Source organism: Novosphingobium sp. PY1 (assembly GCF_017312445.1).
Taxonomy (GTDB): Bacteria; Pseudomonadota; Alphaproteobacteria; order Sphingomonadales; family Sphingomonadaceae; genus Novosphingobium.
Genome location: NZ_BLTI01000001.1, coordinates 406,665 through 424,094 on the forward strand (window position 1 = coordinate 406,665; position 17,430 = coordinate 424,094).

26 protein-coding genes are annotated in these 17,430 nt (G+C 63.1%); 10 read left to right on the forward strand and 16 right to left on the reverse strand.

Annotation, left to right across the window (positions count from 1 at the left end):
- Window positions 1-294 precede the first annotated feature (294 nt).
- Together J3474_RS01865 and J3474_RS01870 are read left to right on the forward strand one after the other, a co-directional pair.
- Complete coding sequence (locus tag J3474_RS01865; RefSeq protein ID WP_242528141.1) at window positions 295-1,800, forward strand: AMP-binding protein; 1,506 nt, start codon at window positions 295-297, stop codon at window positions 1,798-1,800.
- A gap of 211 nt (window positions 1,801-2,011) precedes the next feature.
- On the forward strand, window positions 2,012-2,320 hold the full coding sequence (locus tag J3474_RS01870; RefSeq protein ID WP_207092907.1) for a PilZ domain-containing protein: 309 nt from the start codon (window positions 2,012-2,014) through the stop codon (window positions 2,318-2,320).
- 48 nt (window positions 2,321-2,368) lie between these two features.
- On the opposite strand, the gene J3474_RS01875 is transcribed toward J3474_RS01870, so the two are convergent.
- The 8 genes from J3474_RS01875 to J3474_RS01910 all read right to left on the reverse strand — a co-directional run bounded on the left by J3474_RS01875 (window position 2,369) and on the right by J3474_RS01910 (window position 7,328).
- Window positions 2,369-3,163: an NUDIX domain-containing protein gene (locus J3474_RS01875; RefSeq protein ID WP_207092908.1), complete on the reverse strand. Its 795-nt coding sequence runs from the start codon at window positions 3,161-3,163 to the stop codon at window positions 2,369-2,371.
- Window positions 3,164-3,548: 385 nt separating this feature from the next.
- Window positions 3,549-3,878: a Grx4 family monothiol glutaredoxin gene (grxD, locus tag J3474_RS01880; RefSeq protein WP_013832425.1), complete on the reverse strand. Its 330-nt coding sequence runs from the start codon at window positions 3,876-3,878 to the stop codon at window positions 3,549-3,551.
- 34 nt (window positions 3,879-3,912) lie between these two features.
- A complete protein-coding gene (locus J3474_RS01885; protein ID WP_007013653.1) occupies window positions 3,913-4,146 on the reverse strand; it encodes a BolA family protein in 234 nt (77 codons plus the stop codon).
- 36 nt (window positions 4,147-4,182) lie between these two features.
- Entirely contained in the window at window positions 4,183-4,506 is a 324-nt protein-coding gene (locus J3474_RS01890; protein WP_013832426.1) for a DUF1476 domain-containing protein, read from the reverse strand.
- 133 nt (window positions 4,507-4,639) lie between these two features.
- Window positions 4,640-5,242, reverse strand: coding sequence for a 3-isopropylmalate dehydratase small subunit (leuD, locus tag J3474_RS01895; protein ID WP_207092909.1), 603 nt, complete (start codon window positions 5,240-5,242; stop codon window positions 4,640-4,642).
- Window positions 5,242-5,406 carry a hypothetical protein gene (locus J3474_RS01900; RefSeq protein ID WP_173364725.1) on the reverse strand — a complete coding sequence of 55 codons (165 nt, stop codon included), beginning with the start codon at window positions 5,404-5,406 and terminating at the stop codon, window positions 5,242-5,244. Before J3474_RS01900 ends, leuD begins: the two co-directional genes overlap by 1 nt.
- A 4-nt stretch (window positions 5,407-5,410) precedes the next feature.
- Window positions 5,411-6,844 carry a 3-isopropylmalate dehydratase large subunit gene (gene leuC / locus J3474_RS01905; protein WP_207092910.1) on the reverse strand — a complete coding sequence of 478 codons (1,434 nt, stop codon included), beginning with the start codon at window positions 6,842-6,844 and terminating at the stop codon, window positions 5,411-5,413.
- Window positions 6,845-6,941: 97 nt separating this feature from the next.
- On the reverse strand, window positions 6,942-7,328 hold the full coding sequence (locus tag J3474_RS01910) for a hypothetical protein (RefSeq protein ID WP_207092911.1): 387 nt from the start codon (window positions 7,326-7,328) through the stop codon (window positions 6,942-6,944).
- A 183-nt stretch (window positions 7,329-7,511) separates the two neighbouring features.
- Here J3474_RS01910 and J3474_RS01915 point away from each other — a divergent pair, with 183 nt between their 5' ends.
- Window positions 7,512-8,030, forward strand: coding sequence for a sterol desaturase family protein (locus tag J3474_RS01915; protein ID WP_013832430.1), 519 nt, complete (start codon window positions 7,512-7,514; stop codon window positions 8,028-8,030).
- A gap of 15 nt (window positions 8,031-8,045) precedes the next feature.
- Here J3474_RS01915 and J3474_RS01920 read toward each other — a convergent pair whose 3' ends face one another.
- A complete protein-coding gene (locus J3474_RS01920; RefSeq protein WP_207092912.1) occupies window positions 8,046-8,405 on the reverse strand; it encodes a YbaN family protein in 360 nt (119 codons plus the stop codon).
- Window positions 8,392-8,802, reverse strand: coding sequence for a SufE family protein (locus tag J3474_RS01925; protein WP_007013661.1), 411 nt, complete (start codon window positions 8,800-8,802; stop codon window positions 8,392-8,394). The genes J3474_RS01920 and J3474_RS01925 overlap by 14 nt, the downstream gene beginning before the upstream one ends.
- Window positions 8,803-8,941: 139 nt before the next feature.
- Between J3474_RS01925 and J3474_RS01930 the strand changes: the two genes are divergently transcribed.
- On the forward strand, window positions 8,942-10,966 hold the full coding sequence (locus J3474_RS01930) for an NAD(+) synthase (RefSeq protein ID WP_207093004.1): 2,025 nt from the start codon (window positions 8,942-8,944) through the stop codon (window positions 10,964-10,966).
- On the opposite strand, the gene J3474_RS01935 is transcribed toward J3474_RS01930, so the two are convergent.
- The 6 genes from J3474_RS01935 to J3474_RS01960 form a co-directional block, all read right to left on the reverse strand.
- Window positions 10,967-11,203, reverse strand: a complete 237-nt coding sequence (locus J3474_RS01935; protein ID WP_041558808.1) for a hypothetical protein — start codon at window positions 11,201-11,203, stop codon at window positions 10,967-10,969. It lies immediately after the preceding gene.
- The gene (locus tag J3474_RS01940) at window positions 11,200-11,493 is read right to left on the reverse strand and encodes a hypothetical protein (protein ID WP_013832432.1); all 294 of its coding nucleotides are present in this window, start codon (window positions 11,491-11,493) and stop codon (window positions 11,200-11,202) included. Before J3474_RS01940 ends, J3474_RS01935 begins: the two co-directional genes overlap by 4 nt.
- Before the next feature lie 36 nt (window positions 11,494-11,529).
- Window positions 11,530-11,814 carry a hypothetical protein gene (locus tag J3474_RS01945; RefSeq protein ID WP_007013666.1) on the reverse strand — a complete coding sequence of 95 codons (285 nt, stop codon included), beginning with the start codon at window positions 11,812-11,814 and terminating at the stop codon, window positions 11,530-11,532.
- A gap of 29 nt (window positions 11,815-11,843) precedes the next feature.
- Window positions 11,844-12,221: a PspC domain-containing protein gene (locus tag J3474_RS01950; protein WP_207092913.1), complete on the reverse strand. Its 378-nt coding sequence runs from the start codon at window positions 12,219-12,221 to the stop codon at window positions 11,844-11,846.
- 121 nt (window positions 12,222-12,342) lie between these two features.
- Window positions 12,343-13,203, reverse strand: a complete 861-nt coding sequence (pspA, locus tag J3474_RS01955) for a phage shock protein PspA (protein ID WP_207092914.1) — start codon at window positions 13,201-13,203, stop codon at window positions 12,343-12,345.
- Entirely contained in the window at window positions 13,200-13,394 is a 195-nt protein-coding gene (locus J3474_RS01960) for a hypothetical protein (protein ID WP_051010021.1), read from the reverse strand. The genes pspA and J3474_RS01960 overlap by 4 nt, the downstream gene beginning before the upstream one ends.
- Window positions 13,395-13,560: 166 nt before the next feature.
- Between J3474_RS01960 and pspF the strand changes: the two genes are divergently transcribed.
- The 6 genes from pspF to rimP all read left to right on the forward strand — a co-directional run bounded on the left by pspF (window position 13,561) and on the right by rimP (window position 17,429).
- Window positions 13,561-14,595 carry a phage shock protein operon transcriptional activator gene (pspF, locus tag J3474_RS01965; RefSeq protein ID WP_207092915.1) on the forward strand — a complete coding sequence of 345 codons (1,035 nt, stop codon included), beginning with the start codon at window positions 13,561-13,563 and terminating at the stop codon, window positions 14,593-14,595.
- 137 nt (window positions 14,596-14,732) lie between these two features.
- Window positions 14,733-15,248 carry a helix-turn-helix transcriptional regulator gene (locus J3474_RS01970; RefSeq protein WP_207092916.1) on the forward strand — a complete coding sequence of 172 codons (516 nt, stop codon included), beginning with the start codon at window positions 14,733-14,735 and terminating at the stop codon, window positions 15,246-15,248.
- Window positions 15,249-15,340: 92 nt separating this feature from the next.
- Window positions 15,341-15,664, forward strand: coding sequence for a hypothetical protein (locus tag J3474_RS01975; protein ID WP_232512642.1), 324 nt, complete (start codon window positions 15,341-15,343; stop codon window positions 15,662-15,664).
- 19 nt (window positions 15,665-15,683) lie between these two features.
- Window positions 15,684-16,184 (forward strand): hypothetical protein, encoded by a 501-nt coding sequence (locus J3474_RS01980; RefSeq protein ID WP_207092917.1) that lies wholly within the window; start codon window positions 15,684-15,686, stop codon window positions 16,182-16,184.
- Complete coding sequence (locus J3474_RS01985) at window positions 16,181-16,543, forward strand: JAB domain-containing protein (RefSeq protein WP_242528143.1); 363 nt, start codon at window positions 16,181-16,183, stop codon at window positions 16,541-16,543. Before J3474_RS01980 ends, J3474_RS01985 begins: the two co-directional genes overlap by 4 nt.
- Before the next feature lie 325 nt (window positions 16,544-16,868).
- Window positions 16,869-17,429, forward strand: coding sequence for a ribosome maturation protein RimP (gene rimP, locus J3474_RS01990; protein ID WP_041558811.1), 561 nt, complete (start codon window positions 16,869-16,871; stop codon window positions 17,427-17,429).
- Window position 17,430 lies beyond the last annotated feature (1 nt).

Consider the following 17,430-nt stretch of genomic DNA (forward strand, 5'->3'; position numbering starts at 1 on the left):
CAACGCATTCTCGTGGCGGCTCCTTGCATCCGGACTCTTGTCCGGTGGGCTGCTTCGGCAGTATTCCGGGGATGTATTGCGTTAGTTGAATTTATGACCCATGCGTTCATGGCCGCGTCAATTGGATCGCATTGCAAGGAATGCTGCACGCCGGGAAAGAGCTGCGGTAATATTCGTCATATATTTCCTTAAGTTGCAGTGGGTTCTGCAGCTCACTTGAGGAAATTGGGAAAGGCTGCTTCTGGCGCAGGGGTTGCGTATCCCCAGCGCCTCCCCCATTCGAGGCTTCAGGCATTGACGCAAGGGAAGAGGCAATACGTGTCGGGCGATCTCTATTCACGCTTTGCGCGCAGTTTCGGTGTGTTCGCGGACAGGATTCTGGTCGAAGACGGGCAGCGTTGCTGGACCTATCGCGAGGTTGAACAGGAGTCTGGACGACTGGCCGCGCGGCTGCAGGCGCTGGGCGTGGCGCCGGGCGAGCGGGTGTTGGTGCAGACCGACAAGAACGTCGAGACGCTGATCCTCTACATCGCCGCGATCCGGGCCGGGGCGATCTACCTGCCGCTCAACGTCGACTATACCGAAGCCGAGCTGACCTATTTTGCCAGCGATGCAACGCCTGTCCTGGCCGTCTGCCGCGATCCGAGCACAGGGCTTTTCGAGCGCATCGGCGGCGGCAAGATGCAGGTGACGACGCTCGAACGGCTCTTCGCCGACATGCCGCAAGAGGGGGCGGCGCCCGTGCCGCGCCAGAGCGACGACATCGCGGCGATCCTGTACACTTCGGGCACGACCGGCAAGCCCAAGGGAGCTATGCTGACCCAAGACAACCTAGCTTCGAACGGCGAAATGCTGATCGAATTCTGGCGTTTCACGCCTGACGACCGGCTCATTCACGCCTTGCCGATCTTCCATGTCCACGGCCTGTTCGTGGCGGTTCACTGTGTACTCTTCTCAGGCGCCTCGATGGTTTTCCTGCCGAAGTTCGAAAGCGGGCGGGTGATCGAGCTGATGGCGCATTCGACCGTGCTGATGGGGGTGCCCACGTTCTACATTCGTTTGCTTGCCGATCCTGCATTCACGCGCGAGGCGGCGTCGAACATGCGCCTGTTCATCTCCGGCTCGGCCCCGCTCTCTGCCGACATCCACCGCGCATTCGAGGCACGCTGCGGCCACCGCGTCCTTGAGCGCTACGGGATGACCGAGACCGGGATGCTCACATCCAATCCCTATGACGGTGAGCGCCGCGCCGGCTTTGTCGGTCCGCCGCTTCCCGGCGTTTCGCTGCGCATTGCCGACTTCGAGACCGGCACGGTGCTGCCCCAGGGGGAAGTCGGTATCGTCGAAGTCCAGGGGCGCAATATCTTCAAGGGATATTGGCAGATGCCCGAGAAGACCGCGGCCGAGTTTCGGCCCGACGGCTGGTTCATTACCGGCGACATGGGGGTGATCGATGCCGAGGGCTACGTCCAGCTGGTCGGGCGCGAGAAAGACCTGATCATCTCCGGCGGCCTCAACGTCTACCCGGCCGAAGTGGAAGCCTTGCTGGACGACCGCGATGACGTGGCCGAAGCCGCCGTGATCGGCGTGCCCCATCCCGACTTCGGCGAGGCGGTCGTCGCCGTGGTCCAGCCCGCGGGAGCATTCGATCCCGATGCGGTGCGCGAGGACCTGCGCAAGGATCTGGCGGCGTTCAAGGTGCCGAAAACCATTCTGACCCTGGATGCGTTGCCGCGCAACACGATGGGCAAGATCCAGAAAAAGCTCTTGCGCGAACAGTTCGCCGGGCTCTTCGCTTGAGCCGATTTTTGTTTTGCAGCGCAGGTGAATGGTCGATTCTGAACGTCTTTCCGTGAGAAAAGGCGAGTGCTTGTGCTTGATCGTTATCTTGCCAAGTGCCTTTAAAATCTCAGTAATGCCGTCGGTCTACTGGACGATTACTGGTTCGCTTCGACATGTCTGCAGGCCGCTTTAAAAGTTGATCAACCAGTTTCGGTCATGATGAGCGACCATGACCCGACCCTTGTTGCCTCGCCGTTATATCCGTCGGCCCGTGTCCCTGCCCGTGCAGTGCCGGACGCAGGCGGGCATGCGCGACGAGGGTGAGATCTCCGACATTTCGGTCGAAGGATGTTGCATCCGGCCGCGCAGCCTGTTCTTCCGCGTTGGCACGCGTGTCATGATCCGGCCCGAGGGCATGGAAGCGCTGACCGGCGTCGTGCGCTGGAACAAGAACGATGTGGCCGGGATCGAGTTCGATCGGCCGATCTACGCTCCCGTTGTCGATCACCTCGCGCAGAGGCACGCCATCGAGCCTTGAGCGAAGGCAGGCTTGGGCACGTGCCTGCCTGCCGGGATGACTGGTAAGTCAGCTGCGCCTGACGCTTGAGAGGGGTTCGCCGAGGACCGGATAGCCCGCATCTTCAGGCAGCATCAGCCACTTCTCGCCATCGTGGTCGACGGTAATCCCATTGATGCGACGCACGGGATGGCGTGCAATGTCGTCCAGAACCTCGTCGTAGGAATTGAACTGTGCGAGCCTTTCGAGGTTGCGCCTGGTCGGGAAGATGATCTTGATCTCACCGCGGCCTGCCATGGCCAGGGTATCGGCGGCGCTGGTCCAGAACAGGCGCGTGTTCTCCGTCGCATCGACTTCGACATCGACCGAGCCGGTGCCGAGGTCGTGGATGAAGAAGCGCGTGTCGAAAGCGCGCTCCCAGATCGGGCACCAGTGGGCATAGAGCGTGAGACTGTCGGTGGCCAGTTCCCAGCCGAAATGATCGAGAACCGGTGCGAGCCTGCCGTCCTTGAGCAGCATGGCCCGGGCAGCAGCGGCTTCCTTCGGGCTGACCGGAGTGCGCACGGCAATCATCAGCCCCGTCTCCTCCAGCGTTTCGCGAATTCCCGCGATCTTGGCCGCTGCCCTTTCGATTGGCACCTCGGGAAGCAAGGCCTTGGCGAGATCGCGGTCGGCAGGGTCGACCCGCCCGCCGGGAAAGACGGTCGCGTTACCAGCGAAGCGCATTTCTTTCGCCCGCTGCAGCATCAGCAGTTCAGGCGCGCCTCCGGTCCTCGACTGGCGGAAGATGACGACCGTCGCGGCGGGGATGACATTCGGGCCATCTGCGGGAATGGGCTCATCGGTCTGAGGGAATTCGAACATGGCCTTGCTGTCGCGCGACGGGGCGAAGCAGGCAAGGCATAAATGTGAGAGGCGCGCGCGGCACTGGAATGGTGTCGGGTGCCTTTACACTATCCTGCGGTGGCCTTTGGGCGAGCCGGACCGGAAACGCGGAAAACCGGCGAAAATCGAAATTGGCATGGTATATGCTTATAGGTCCGTACCCCCGAGTAGTCTCGAATAGAGACGGGGCCGACCAGTCTCCACGGCCCCGTCTCCCCGAGACACTTCCCGGCATCGACGATCTTGCACTGCGACAGGCCGAGAGGTTTGCGTCGCCGCCAATCCCTTGAGTGCAAGAGAAAACGCCCGGAAGTTTCCTTCCGAGCGTCCCGATCTTGCGATGCGACGCGATACCCTGCGCAGGTCAGCCCTGCGTGGCGAGTCCGGAATCGATGAAGAGCTGGTGCAGTTCACCGGCCTCGTACATTTCCATCATGATGTCGCTGCCGCCGACGAATTCGCCCTTCACGTAGAGTTGGGGGATCGTCGGCCAATCCGAGTAGGCCTTGATTCCCTGGCGGATTTCCATGTCCTGCAGCACATCGACGCTCTCATAGGGAGCGCCGAGGTGTTCGAGGATCGCCACGGCACGGCTGGAAAAGCCGCACTGGGGGAATAGCGGCGTCCCTTTCATGAACAGGACGATGTCGTTCTTGTTTACAATCTCGCCGATGCGGGCGTTGACTTCGGACATGGTGAAGGCTGACCTTTTAATCTTCTACGCAAGCTCAGTTGGGAACGGCGGTCGTCAGTTGCAAGGCATGGAGTTCGCCGCCCATGCGACCGCCCAGTGCTTCGTAGACCATCTTGTGCTGCGCAACGCGCGGCTTGCCGGTGAATGCGGCGGAAACCACGTGCGCGGAATAATGGTCGCCGTCACCGGCAAGGTCCGTGATCGTCACTTGCGCATCGGGCAGCGAGGCCCGGATGAGGGTTTCGATCTGTTCTGCGGACATTGCCATGGTTGGGTTCCCTGAGTTTCCTGTGCCCTGCGCTTCTCAGACTTCGCCGAGAAAGGCGCGACGGGCCTCGACCTGCTTGGCTTCGAGTGCGGTGCGCACTTCGGCCTCGGTGGTTTCTACGCCGGCGGCGGTGATGTCGCCGAGCAGCTTGCGGATGACGTCTTCGTCGCCGGCTTCCTCGAAGTCGGCCTGGACGACGGCCTTGGCATAGGCTTCGGTTTCGGCCTGCGAAAGGCCCATGCGTTCTGCGGCCCATTCCCCGACAAGCCGGTTGCGGCGCGCCTGAATGCGGAACTGCGTATCGGCATCATGTGCGAACTTGGCTTCTTCTGCGCGTTCGCGGTCTTCAAAACTCGTCATATGACAACCTCGAAAATAATGCCCACGGGAATAGGGCCCCTGTTGCTTACCAGAAGCGGATAAGGCCCGGATTGACTTGGTTCAATCCAGATTCGCCGATTGCCCTTATTCCTTCGTCATGGCGAAGGTTTTTTCAGTCGACCGTCGCGATGGTGCGGGCAAGGAAAGGCATTTCCTCTTTCGCGCGCGTTTCGTGAGCCTTGATGGCCGCGCCCTGCGCCATGGTAAGCCCGACTTCGTCGAGACCCTCAAGCAGGCAATGCTTGCGGAACGGATCGATTTCGAAAGTGAAGCGGTCCTGAAACGGCGTGGTCACGGATTGCGCTTCGAGGTCGACGTCGATGGCATCGCTCTTCGCGACTTCCAGCAAGCGATCGACGGCATCCTGCGGCAGCGCCACGGTGAGAATGCCGTTCTTGAAGGCATTGCTGGAGAAGATGTCGGAGAAGCTGGGCGCGATCACGCAGGTCACGCCCATGTCGAGCAGGGCCCAGGCGGCGTGTTCGCGGCTGGAGCCGCAGCCGAAGTTGTCGCCGGCGATCAGGATCGGCGCCCCGGCATATTCCGGGTCGGTGAAGACGTTGCCCGGTTCCTGCTTGACCGCCTCGAAGGCACCCTGGCCAAGCCCTTCGCGGGTGATCGTCTTGAGCCAGGCGGCCGGGATGATCACGTCGGTGTCGACGTTCTTGCGGCCGAACGGAATGGCGCGGCCGGATACATGCGAAATGGATTCCATCAGTCGGTCTCGGGCGCGGTTTCGGGGTGGAGCGGTTTTTCCTCGTTGCGGGCCTTGCGGCGCTTCACGAAGAGCAGGGCGGCGGCGATGGCGGCAGAGCCAATGGCGGCGCCGGCGGCAATGGCGGCCTTGCTGGCCAGATTGCTTTCGGATTCCTCGGACATCTTCTTATCCTACCAGATCGCGCACGTCTGTCAGCTTGCCGGTGACGGCAGCCGCTGCGGCCATGGCCGGGCTCATCAGGTGGGTGCGGGCACCGGGGCCCTGGCGCCCGGTGAAATTGCGGTTGCTGGTCGAGGCGCAGCGCTCTCCGGCGGGAACCTTGTCCGGGTTCATCGCAAGGCAGGCCGAGCAGCCCGGTTCGCGCCATTCGAGACCGGCCTCGATGATGATCTTGTCGAGCCCTTCGGCCTCTGCCTGCTGTTTGACGAGGCCCGAGCCGGGGACGATGATCGCCCACTTGACGTTGTCGGCCTTGTGGCGGCCCTTGAGCACTTCGGCGGCAGCGCGGATGTCCTCGATGCGGCTGTTGGTGCATGAGCCGATGAAGACGTTCTGCACTTCGATGTCGGTCAGCTTCGTGCCGGGCGTCAGGCCCATGTATTCCAGGCTGACCTTGACTGCGCTTTGCTTCGAAGGGTCGGCGAAGTCTTCCGGTGCCGGAATGACGCCGCCGATCGCGGAGGTATCCTCGGGGCTGGTGCCCCAGGTCACGGTCGGCTGGATGTCTTCGGCGCGGACCGAGACGGTCTTGTCGAAAGTCGCGCCTTCGTCGGTGGCAAGGCTCTTCCACCAGGCGATGGCCTTGTCCCATTCCTCGCCCTTGGGCGCGTAGGGGCGTCCCTTGATATAGGCGAATGTGGTTTCGTCGGGCGCGACCAGGCCTGCGCGCGCACCGCCTTCGATCGACATGTTGCAGACCGTCAGGCGGCCCTCGATCGACATTTCCTCGAAGACGTTGCCGCGATACTCGATCACGTGGCCGGTGCCACCAGCGGTGCCAATGAGGCCGATGATGTGCAGGATCACGTCCTTGGGCGTGACGCCCGCGCCCAGCGTGCCCTCGACGCGCACTTCCATGGTCTTGGACTGCTTGAGCAGCAGGGTCTGCGTAGCGAGTACGTGTTCGACTTCGCTCGTGCCGATGCCGAATGCCAGTGCGCCCAGGCCGCCGTGGCAGGCGGTGTGGCTGTCGCCGCACACGATCGTCGCGCCGGGCAGCGAGAAGCCCTGTTCGGGGCCGACGACGTGGACGATGCCCTGTTCCGGGTCGGTCGAATCGATGTAGCGGATGCCGAACTCGGGCGCATTCTTCTGAAGCGCGGCGAGCTGCTGGGCGCTCTGCGGGTCGGCAATGGGCAGGACATTGCCTGCAGCGTCCTTGCGCGCCGTAGTCGGCAGGTTGTGGTCGGGAACCGCGAGCGTAAGGTCTGGGCGGCGCACGGGGCGGCCTGCGGCGCGGAGGCTTTCGAAGGCCTGCGGGCTGGTCACCTCGTGGATGATGTGCCTGTCGATGTAGACGAGGCTGGTACCGTCGTCGCGCTGGTCAACGACGTGGGCGTCCCAGATCTTCTGGTAGAGTGTACGCGGTTTCGTGCTCATGATGAGGCGCGATTAGGCGCGCTCGCCCCGCAATTCAAGCGGAACGAGCGGACCTAATCGTAGAGCGGATGTTGGAGGCGGTGCCGGGTGCCCAGCGTCAGCCGCGGCGGTTGTCTCGGTCACGGCGCTCCATGCGCAGGGCGACGTGGACGCGATCGACCTTGCGCTGGAGGATCTGCATCTCCCGGGCCGAGATGCCGTTGCGGGCATAGCTGGCGTAGAGGCGCTGGATTTCGGCAGCGTCGCGGCGCAGGCCCTTGGCTTCGCGCTGGCTGATCTTGCGGCGGGCGGCTGCACGGTCAATGTCGCGGCGCAGGTCATTGATGTCGCTGCGGATCGATGCATTGCGGGCCGGGATGTGGCGCGCCGCGTCATGACGGACATTGTCGTAGCGGGCGGTTTCGTGGGCCGAGGCAGGGGCGATGGTGGCGATGCCCAGTGCGGCGACGAGGGCGGGGGCGACGATCTTGGTCAGGGTGCGCATGATGTCATTTCCTTCTTTGCATCTGTCCGGAAAGGGCGGGGCAACTCGGGGGTGCTGCTCGGCGTTCCGTGCATTCAGAAATATGACTGCGAAGATGAACGGCAGGAATATGACCCGTCGCAAATCCATGCGCATTTGTAAGAGAGTGTCGCAGGGCGCGATTGCAGTGCTATAGCGATCCGCATGTCCGCAGTTGTTGCCAGCCTGATCGTCCTTGCCACCGTGGCCGCGATGGAATTCGTCGCTTGGTCGAGCCACAAGTACGTCATGCACGGGTTCGGCTGGGCCTGGCACCGCGATCATCACGAACCGCACGACAACCTGCTGGAGAAGAACGACCTCTTCGCGCTCGTCGGCGCGGGGATGAGCATTTCGATGTTCGCGCTCGGCTCTCCGCTTGTCCTCGGAGAGAGCGCCTGGGCGCCGGCTACGTGGATCGGCCTCGGCATCCTCGTCTATGGTGTGATCTACACCTTGATTCACGATGGCCTCGTCCACCAGCGCTATTTCCGCTGGGTGCCCAAGCGCGGCTATGCCAAGCGGCTGGTGCAGGCGCACAAGCTGCACCACGCAACGATCGGCAAGGAAGGCGGGGTGAGCTTCGGCTTCGTGGTCGCCCGCGATCCGGCAGTGCTCAAGCGCGAACTGCGCGAGCAGCGCCAGGCCGGCATCGCTGTCCTGCGCGAGGCGGTCGAGGACTGAGCCAGGCTTCCGGCCCTATTCGGGCCGCGTCCATATCCAGGGGCCCAGAATCGCCAGCACCGCGACCGGGATCAGGAACCAGGGCCAGCCGGTCAGCAGCCATGTGAAGGGTATCGAGGCGGTCATCGCGAGGATCGCGGAGACCTTGCCCTTGCGGCTGATCGCCCGGCGATCGCGCCAGGCGCGCAGGTGATGGCCGTGGATGGGATGGTTGTGAAGCTTCTCCGCCCATTTGGGATGGCTCTTGGAAAAGCACCAGGCCGCCAGCAGGTAGAACACCACGGTCGGCATGATCGGCAGGAAGATGCCGATGGTCCCCAGCGCGACGAAGAAGATCCCCGCCGCCAGCCAGACCCCGCGTTTAACTTGCCGCATACCGGGCTGCTGTTTCGCGAATCAGGGTGATCATGTTGGGCACGCCCTGAGTGCGGTTGGACGACAGCTGGTTCTTCAGGTCGAAAGGTTCGAGCGCGGCGGCGATGTCGGTTGCAGCGACATCGGCGGCGGGCCTGTCCTGCACGGCAGAGATCACCAGCGCGACGATGCCCTTGGTGATGGCCGCGTTGCTGTCGGCAAGGAAGTGCAGTCTGCCGTCGTCCTGCGCCATCGGATAGACCCAGACGCTGGCCGAGCAGCCGCGCACCCTGGTCGCATCGGTCTTGAGCGCATCGGGCATGGCGTCCAGTTCGCGGCCGAGTTCGATCAGCAGGCGATAGCGTTCGTCGCCATCGAGGAATTCGTACTCTTCGCGGATATCGTCGAGGCTGCGCATGCTAGGCCATTTAAGCGCCGAATGGGCAAGGGCAAGGGGATTCCTTGCCTCGCCAGCGTCTTGCTGTCAGTGGAGTCACTCAAGAGACGTACGGAGCCCCGCAACCTTGAACGCCACGCACAGCCACCCGTTCTACGCCATGCACGAGCACGGTTTCGTGCGCGTCGCGACCTCCACGCCGCACGTGCGCACGGCTGACGTCGCCTTCAATCGCGACGCGATTCTGGCCGAGGCGCGCCGCGCGCACGAGGCGCATGTCGATCTGCTGGTCTATCCCGAACTGTGCCTGTCCTCCTATGCGATCGACGACCTGCACCTGCAGCAGGCCATGATCGAGGCAGTCGAGGCGGCGATCGGCGAAATCGTCAAGGCAAGCGCGCAATTGACGCCTGTGCTTCTGATCGGCGCTGCGCTGCGCAGGAACGGCCGGCTCTACAACTGCGCTTTGGCAATCGCCCATGGCAAGCTTCTGGGCGCGGTTCCCAAGTCCTACCTGCCCAACTATCGCGAATTCTACGAAAAGCGCTGGTTCGCCAGCGGGAAGGACATTCGCGGCCAGTCGATCCGGGTCAACGGGCACGATGTGCCTTTCGGCACGGACCTCGTCTTTGCCTCCGAAGTCCTGCCGGGCTTCCGCTTCTTCGCCGAGATCTGCGAGGATTTCTGGGCCGCGACCCCGCCCAGTTCGCTTGGCGCGCTCGCCGGGGCGACGATCTTGTGCAACCTTTCGGCTTCCAACATCGTGATCGGCAAGTCGGACGAGCGGCACATGCTCTGCCGCTCGCAATCGGCCCGCGCGACGGCGGCCTATGTCTATTGCGCCGCCGGGCATGGCGAGAGCACGACCGACCTTGCCTGGGACGGGCAGGGCGTCATCTACGAACTGGGTGACCTGCTCGCCGAATCCGAGCGATTTTCGCTCGATCCCGAGCTGTGCATCGCCGACGTCGACTGCGACCGTATCCTCAACGACCGGATGCGCCTGCCGACCTTCAACGATTCCGGCGAAGTGGCCGGGCGGCCCGACGAGACGTTCCGCACCGTGTCGTTCCGACACGCGCCCGCGGGGCGCGATATAGGCCTGATCCGGCAGGTGAGCCGCTTTCCCTTCGTTCCCGACCGCGCAGAGCGGCTCGATGCGGACTGCTACGAGGCGTTCAACATCCAGGTCGACGGCCTCATGCGCCGCATCGAATCGACCGGCGCGAAGTCGATGGTCATCGGCGTTTCGGGCGGCCTCGATTCGACCCATGCGCTGATCGTCGCCGCCCGGGCCTGCGACCGGCTGGGCCTGCCGCGCGCTTTCATCCGCGGCTATACGATGCCCGGCTTCGGCACGAGCGAGGGCACCAAGTCCAATGCCTGGAAGCTGATGAAGGCCCTGGGCATCACTGCCGACGAAATCGACATCATTCCCGCCTCGACCCGGATGCTGGAGGACATCGGCCATGCCTTCGCCGACGGTGAGCCGGTTTACGACGTGACGTTCGAGAATGTGCAGGCGGGCCTGCGCACCGATTATCTCTTCCGTCTGGCCAGCCAGAACAGCGGCTTTGTGATCGGGACCGGCGACCTGTCCGAACTGGCGCTGGGCTGGTGCACATATGGTGTGGGCGACCAGATGAGCCATTACGCGGTCAATTCCGGCGTGCCCAAGACGCTGATCCAGTACCTGATCCGCTGGTGTGCGACGACTGGCGACTTCGACAAGCCGACCGCGAAGATCCTGCTGGCGATTCTGGCTACCGAGATCTCTCCCGAACTGGTCCCGGCCGGGGCCGACGGCGCGATCCAGAGCACAGAGGCCAAGATCGGGCCATACGAACTCAACGATTTCTTCCTGCACCACGTGATGCGGTTCGGGCAGAAGCCTTCGAAAGTGGCGTTCCTTGCCTGGCATGCCTGGCATGACACGGCGGCGGGCACCTGGCCGGCCGGGTTCCCGGACGAGCGCAAGAATGCCTACGACCTGGAGACCATCCGCAGCTGGCTCGAGAAATTCCTGGGCCGCTTCTTCGCCTTCAGCCAGTTCAAGCGCTCGGCGATCCCCAACGGGCCCAAGGTGTCTTCTGGCGGGGCGCTGAGCCCGCGCGGGGACTGGCGTGCACCGTCCGATGCGAGCGCGGCGGTCTGGCTGGCGGAACTGGAAGCGCGGCTGCCCTGATCAGTCGCGCAGCGATTCGATCTCGCGCGAGAGATCGGAGCTGCGCCGATCGTCGGTGGCAATGCGTTCGAGCACCGAGATGCGTTTGCGCAGGGCTTCCACCTCGTGCTCGAGTTCTTCCTCGCGGGCGCTGTGGCCCGGCCCGCGACGGTCGCCCATGGCGCGGTATTTTTGCGAGCGCAGCCAGGTAATCGACGCGATGGCGAAGAGAACGACGACGGCAGTCCAGAAACTCATTGCGTGACAACCTCTTGTGCATCGCTGTCGCGCAAGGCCTCGATCTGCATGGCGATCGGGTTCTTGCTCTCGGCATCGGTGACAATTCTTTCCAGGACGCGCAGGCGCTGCTCCAGCTCGGCGCAATGCACCTCAAGCTGCTTTGCATGCTGCGTTTCCTTGCCGGCAAGGAGTTCCAGCTTCCGCTGCTGGAAGTCAAGCCGGCGCTTGTAGGCGCCCGATGCGAGCGCGACCATGGCGATCAGTGCGCCCATGAGCGCGGCAAAGGCGATGACGTCACCGAAACCCATCGTATTCTGCCCCTGTAACCCGGCCGCAAGCGGCTCTCAGTTGACGGATGTGTCCCTTTCGGACTTGCGCAGCGCGTCGCCGTCGCGCGTATCGCGCAGGGCCTCGATCTGCAGGGCGGTGTCGTAACCGCCATCGGTGATGATCCGCTCGAGTACCCGCACGCGTTCCTCGAGTTCGGCGTTGCTGGTTGCGTACTGAGCGGCCTTTTCGGCGGTCGCCTTAACCTGGAGCTCCGCCATCTTGCGCTGGTGCCGGGTCCAGATCGCTACGATCGGGATCGACAGCGCCACGATGGGGATGAGTTCCGCAAAGTTGAACATAAGAAGCGGTCCTTTCGTGAGGCCTGCGCTCAGCGCAGGCTCTCGATCTCTGCGGCGAGCCGCGAATTGCTGCTGGTGTAGTGGGCTTCCATGTCCGCCACGCGGCGGTCGATGTCGGAGATTTCCGAGCGCAGTCGCGTCGAGCGGCCCTGCCTGGAGCGGCGGCGCTCCATGCGGCGCAGCAGGCGCTCTTCCTCTTCCTTGCTGTAGAGGTAGTTGGGGCGCTTGTCGGCCAGCACCATGACCGCGATGTAGATCGGAATGGTAAGGTAGAAGCCGAAGAAAGTCAGCAGAACGGCGGCCAGACGGATCCAGAGCGCATCGACGCCCGTATAGTCGGCGATGCCGGCGCATACGCCTGCGAGCTTGGCATTCGACTTGTCGAGATAGAATTGTCCGCGTGACACTGGTGTTCCTTCCCTTGTTTGCGCGCGTCCCTGTTTGCGAATGGGCGTGCGCTGTCCCTGTTTCCCGGTCCTGGCCCATCGCGGGCGGAGCGCGCTTCCGGGAGCCTGGCGCGCGCCGCAATTATTCCGGTTGATCTTCGGCGCGCTTGCCCGATGCGTCGCTCGACTTCTCGGGGGCATGGCCCATGCTGCGCTTCATCTCGGCAAGCTCGGCCTCGATCTTGTCGCCATCGGCAAGCGCGGCGATTTCCTCGGCGAGCGTCGGTTGGCGCCTGTCGGCGAGGCCCAGCGCCTCGGCCCGACCTTCGGCATAATCGACGCGCCGCTCAAGCTGGTCGAAGCGTGCCATCGCCTCGTCCACGCGCTCGCTCGAAAGCAGGGTGCGCAGTTTGACCCTATTTTCGGCGCTCTGCAAGCGTGCGGCGATGGAGCTCTGGCGGCTGCGGGCCTCGCGAAGACGGCTCTGCAGCTTTTCGATATCTTCCTCGTAGGCACGCAGCGCATCGTCCAGGACAAGGACTTCCTCGCGCAGCTGAGTCGCCATGTCCGCTGCCTTCTTGCGTTCGATCAGCGCGGCGCGGGCAAGGTCCTCACGGTTCTTGCTGAGGGCCAGCTGGGCCTTGTCCGCCCAGTCGTCCTGCAGCTTTTCCAGCTTGGCGACATGGCGGCGCAGTTCCTTCTGGTCGGCGATCGTGCGCGCGCTCGAAGTGCGGACCTCGACGAGGGTCTCCTCCATCTCGAGGATGATCAGCCGGATCATCTTGGCGGGATCTTCGGCCTTGTCGAGCATGTCGTTGAAGTTCGCGGCGATGATGTCGCGCGTGCGGGAGAAGATACCCATCCTGATGTTTCCTTTGATGTAGGTCGGGCCGAAGTTCTGGGTCTGGGCGTCGGTTGGGGCGCTGCCGAAGCGGGCCTCGCCGGTGCAGGAGTGCTTGACCGGATTCTGGAGGATTTCGATTTCCGCGTCGAGCCTGCTCATTGCAGCGGCACTCCGCAGACGGGCGAAGCGGCATAGGCCTTGGCCGGACCGACCTGGTCGGACAGGACCAGGATATTGAGAGTGCCCATGGCGAGGACGCTGGCGATGATCGCCCAGTCAAGCTTGCTGCGCACGGTGGGCCCTTCCGGCTGGCGGTCGGTGCGTTCGGTGCTTGCGATGCTGGTCGACATGACGTGAATTCCCTCAGTTTCCGGTCTTGCGTTCACTACGCCCCATCGAACGCAAAGGGCGTGCCAATTGCCCGAAATGGCGGAATTCCTGTGGTTCATCCGAAGATTGAAGGTCCACGGAAAAGATGAATTGCCAACTAATGGGAAATTTCGCTAATTATTGGTCATGGATCGCGATGTGCAGTTCATCGGCCAGTCGACGGCCTTTCTTGATGTGGTGGAGCGGGCCAGTCGGGCCGCCGCCGTCAGCCGGCCGGTTCTCGTCATCGGGGAGCGCGGGACCGGCAAGGAACTGATTGCCCAGCGACTTCATCGCCTGTCCCCCCGCTGGGACGAGGCGCTCGTGACCATGAACTGCGCGGCACTTCCCGAAACACTGATCGAGGCCGAGCTGTTCGGTCATGAGGCGGGCGCCTTCACGGGGGCGGTCAAGGCAAGGGTCGGGCGCTTCGAGGAAGCGGACCGCGGCACCCTTTTCCTCGATGAGCTGGGAACATTGTCAATGGCCGCGCAGGAACGGCTGCTGCGCGCGATCGAGTATGGCGAAATCGCTCGGATCGGATCGTCGCGACCTTCACTTGTCGATGTGCGCATCGTGGCCGCCACCAATGCCGACCTCCCGCGCCTTGCCGAAGAAGGCAGGTTCCGCGCCGACCTGCTGGATCGGTTGAGTTTCGAAGTCATCAATCTTCCTCCGCTGCGGGCGAGGGAAGGGGATGTCTTCGAACTGGCGGACTATTATGGGAGACGTATGGCCGCCGAACTGGAGTGGCAGGGGTGGCCCGGTTTCAGCGCGGCCGCATGCGATGCGCTCGAAGGTCATGAGTGGCCGGGCAACGTTCGCGAGTTGCGCAATGTCGTGGAGCGGGCGGTCTATCGCTGGGGACTGGAAGACGAACCGATTGCCGAAATCGTGTTCGATCCCTTCGAAAGCCCATGGCATCGACCGGATTCGCTACAAGAGCCACGCGCCCGCATTCGGGTAGACGAGACGTCGTCTCAGGAGCGGGCCTTGTCGGCGCCGGAGCCGGAGCAGGTCGACGACTTGCGCGCGGCGGTCGACGCCTACGAAAGCAGCCTGGTGCGCGCGGCGCTCGATGGGCACCGCTGGAACCAGCGTCGAGCGGCTGCTGCGCTGGGGCTTACTTATGATCAGATCAGGCACTGTATCCGCAAGCACCGAATCATGGCGACGGAATAACTGGCGCGCGACCTTGTCACGGGCGGGTCGCTTTGCCATGCAATTAACTGACAGCTTAGGATAAGGCCGGGGTCGTTTATGGCGTGCCGGTTTGTCGTGTAGGGTAGGCATACAATAGGCGGGCGAGTCGTATTCCGGTGTTCGACGAAGATGAAGCCAGGTCACTGCTGGACAGCCTGACGGCCAAGCAGGTCGAAGTGTTGGACCTGCTCGCGATGCACCGCACCACCAAGGAAATCGCGCGTGAGCTGAACATCGCGCCCAATACGGTCGACCAGCGCATTTCCGCGGTTCGTGACAAGTGGGGGACGACCAACCGCAAGGATACCACGCGGCGCTATGTCCAGCTTCTTGAGCTATGTGACAAAACCATATGTGATTTTTCACGTGTCGACGATGAGCCCGGCGGCGGGGATGACGCTGATCAGGACTTGCCGGTCGATCCGGTCTTCGTCCTCTCCGATGCAAGGCCGATGGCGATGCATCGCGAGTGGTACGAGGACAAGGGACGGCGACCGGCGGGCCTGGAGGCTTTCGATGCGAAATTCGGCAGGGCGGGGCGGCTGGTGGCCATTCTCGTTCTGGCCATGATCATGGCGATGACGCTCGCGTCTTCGCTGGCCATTGCCGATGCCCTGGGCAGGCTGATCTGACGGTCGGCCCTGACGGGGCGAACCGGCCCGGTTGAGCACCGATTGCCTTCGAACCTGAATGAGCGCCGGGGGCGCCAGCGGAGACGAAGAGCATGACTCCTGAAATTGCTGGAATGCGGATTTCCCGCAGCATCAAGTCGGTGGAAACGGGCATGGACGAACTGCTCGCCAAGGCCGGGGAACTTCTTGCCGAAATCGCTCGGGGGCGCATCGCCACGACCGAAGATGCCTATGAAGGTCAGCGCCCGATGATGCGGGTCGCGAACATGCAGCGCAATCTGATGGAAGCGCGTTCGGAACTGGTTCGTGCGCACTCCGATCTGTCCAAGCTCGCGGAACGCATGGACATTCCTTACGAGTGCCCGGATAATCGCGGCGAGTTGCGCGACCTCGACCTGGAGCGCGCCGTCGCCTGAGGAATGAGGAGGGGCAGGTTTGGGAAGTGAACAATTGGCATTCTTCCTGTTGCTGCCCCTCTCCCTCATTCTGGCGACATGGAAGGGCGGGGCGCCGGAGCGTTACGGAGCACTGGTGATCGTCGCGATGGCCGTGATCCAGCGGATCGCCATCGTCTTCGTGCCCAGCCATTTCGTCAGCGTCGATCCGGCGGCACTCGTGACCGATTTCGTCGGTCTTACGGGTTTTGGAATACTGGCTGTTCAAGCCCGGAGAATTTGGCCGATATGGGCAGCGTCCCTACAACTCCTCAGCGTGAGCGCGCACTTCGCGCGGTGGGCGGACATCGGCGTGCCGCCGTTCGTCTACGCGCTGATGCGCGGCTCTCCGACCTTCGTGGCCCTGGCGGCCCTGCTGGTGGGGACGGTCCTGCACATGGTCAGATTGAAGCGGAATGGAGCCGATCCCTCATGGCAGAACTGGTCCCGGGGGCCTGCGTCGTCAGGCCGCTATCCGGAGCGACCCTCGAATCGCTGGTGAGCCAGATCGGCGGTTTGCGCCATGAAGTCGTGGTTGCGCTCCTGTTCGATGTTCGCGGCATACTGGTAACCTGTCTGTCCGGTAGTGAAGGGACAAGCGCATCGGTGCGCGGGCGCTATCGTCCGCTGCTCAAGCGCATCTTCGATGTTGACGCGACAGGGCTGGTCCTCGTCCACAACCATCCTTCCGGCGATCCGAGCCCGAGCGAGGCGGACATTGCTGCCACGCGCCAGCTAGCCGCGATCGCGCGAGCGGTGGAAGTCGAGTTTTTCGATCATCTCGTCATTGCCGGACGCATGGCCGTAAGCATGCGCAGGGCGGGATTGATGATCAGCCGTCCCGGCCGGTCCAAAACTTAGCCGACATCCCTGCCTTTCGCGGGATACGAATCGTGCGCCGGGCAGGCGCGGGGTCTCGGGGCAAGAGCTGCATGGGGGAGTAGCGGCCTGTCGTTACCGGTGTGGTCAGCGTCCGGTACGGCAGGTCGCGCTTCGGGTTTCTCGGGTCTTCGCCCAGATTGCCGCCGCTTTCATCGGGCCTTGCGTTTTGAAGGCAATGCGCTTATCTGCGCCTCATCCCGACATTGGTGAAACAAGGTTCGGGCTGGCGCCGGAAGGGGCCGGCGCGGAACCGCGTTGCATCGATGTGCTACGGGTAAACCAGTGATTTAACGTGGAGTTTCGTTTGGTCGATATCGCGCGCCTTGTCGAAGTCATCGAACCTGAGGTCAAAGCCCTGGGATTCGATCTCGTGCGCGTGAAGCTGTTCGGCCGTTCGGAAGTCGGCGACGATGAGCATGCGCTGCAGATCATGGCCGAGAACCCGAAGACCGGGCAGCTCGTCCTCGACGACTGTGTGAAGCTTTCGCATCGCATCTCCGACCGCATGGACGCTCTTGAAGAGGCGGGCGAAGTCCTGATCGAAGAGGCCTACCGCCTCGAAGTCAGCTCGCCGGGTATCGATCGTCCGCTCACGCGTCCCAAGGATTACGTCAACTGGGCCGGTCACGAGGCGCGAATCAATCTGACCGCTCCCATTGAGGGCAATCGCAAGACGCTGAATGGCGAACTTGTCGGCCTCGACGGTGAAACGGTCGAATTCGAAGACAGGAAATCGGGCCGGGTAACTTTCCCGCTGTCCGACGTTCATTCCGCGCGGCTGGTCCTTACCGACAAGCTGATTGCTGCAACCCGCCCGCTGGATACGAGCGGCGCCGACGAGATTCTCGAGGAACAGGAAGACTAAG

Excerpts from the sequence above, each read along its gene's own strand:
- J3474_RS01870 (WP_207092907.1), top strand. The coding sequence starts at position 2,012 with ATGACCCGACCCTTGTTGCCTCGCCGTTATATCCGTCGGCCCGTGTCC.
- J3474_RS01875 (WP_207092908.1), bottom strand. The coding sequence starts at position 3,163 with ATGTTCGAATTCCCTCAGACCGATGAGCCCATTCCCGCAGATGGCCCG.
- grxD (WP_013832425.1), bottom strand. The coding sequence starts at position 3,878 with ATGTCCGAAGTCAACGCCCGCATCGGCGAGATTGTAAACAAGAACGAC.
- J3474_RS01885 (WP_007013653.1), bottom strand. The coding sequence starts at position 4,146 with ATGGCAATGTCCGCAGAACAGATCGAAACCCTCATCCGGGCCTCGCTG.
- J3474_RS01890 (WP_013832426.1), bottom strand. The coding sequence starts at position 4,506 with ATGACGAGTTTTGAAGACCGCGAACGCGCAGAAGAAGCCAAGTTCGCA.
- leuD (WP_207092909.1), bottom strand. The coding sequence starts at position 5,242 with ATGGAATCCATTTCGCATGTATCCGGCCGCGCCATTCCGTTCGGCCGC.
- J3474_RS01900 (WP_173364725.1), bottom strand. The coding sequence starts at position 5,406 with ATGTCCGAGGAATCCGAAAGCAATCTGGCCAGCAAGGCCGCCATTGCC.
- leuC (WP_207092910.1), bottom strand. The coding sequence starts at position 6,844 with ATGAGCACGAAACCGCGTACACTCTACCAGAAGATCTGGGACGCCCAC.
- J3474_RS01910 (WP_207092911.1), bottom strand. The coding sequence starts at position 7,328 with ATGCGCACCCTGACCAAGATCGTCGCCCCCGCCCTCGTCGCCGCACTG.
- J3474_RS01915 (WP_013832430.1), top strand. The coding sequence starts at position 7,512 with ATGTCCGCAGTTGTTGCCAGCCTGATCGTCCTTGCCACCGTGGCCGCG.
- J3474_RS01920 (WP_207092912.1), bottom strand. The coding sequence starts at position 8,405 with ATGCGGCAAGTTAAACGCGGGGTCTGGCTGGCGGCGGGGATCTTCTTC.
- J3474_RS01925 (WP_007013661.1), bottom strand. The coding sequence starts at position 8,802 with ATGCGCAGCCTCGACGATATCCGCGAAGAGTACGAATTCCTCGATGGC.
- J3474_RS01930 (WP_207093004.1), top strand. The coding sequence starts at position 8,942 with ATGCACGAGCACGGTTTCGTGCGCGTCGCGACCTCCACGCCGCACGTG.
- J3474_RS01935 (WP_041558808.1), bottom strand. The coding sequence starts at position 11,203 with ATGAGTTTCTGGACTGCCGTCGTCGTTCTCTTCGCCATCGCGTCGATT.
- J3474_RS01940 (WP_013832432.1), bottom strand. The coding sequence starts at position 11,493 with ATGGGTTTCGGTGACGTCATCGCCTTTGCCGCGCTCATGGGCGCACTG.
- J3474_RS01945 (WP_007013666.1), bottom strand. The coding sequence starts at position 11,814 with ATGTTCAACTTTGCGGAACTCATCCCCATCGTGGCGCTGTCGATCCCG.
- pspA (WP_207092914.1), bottom strand. The coding sequence starts at position 13,203 with ATGAGCAGGCTCGACGCGGAAATCGAAATCCTCCAGAATCCGGTCAAG.
- J3474_RS01960 (WP_051010021.1), bottom strand. The coding sequence starts at position 13,394 with ATGTCGACCAGCATCGCAAGCACCGAACGCACCGACCGCCAGCCGGAA.
- pspF (WP_207092915.1), top strand. The coding sequence starts at position 13,561 with ATGGATCGCGATGTGCAGTTCATCGGCCAGTCGACGGCCTTTCTTGAT.
- J3474_RS01975 (WP_232512642.1), top strand. The coding sequence starts at position 15,341 with ATGACTCCTGAAATTGCTGGAATGCGGATTTCCCGCAGCATCAAGTCG.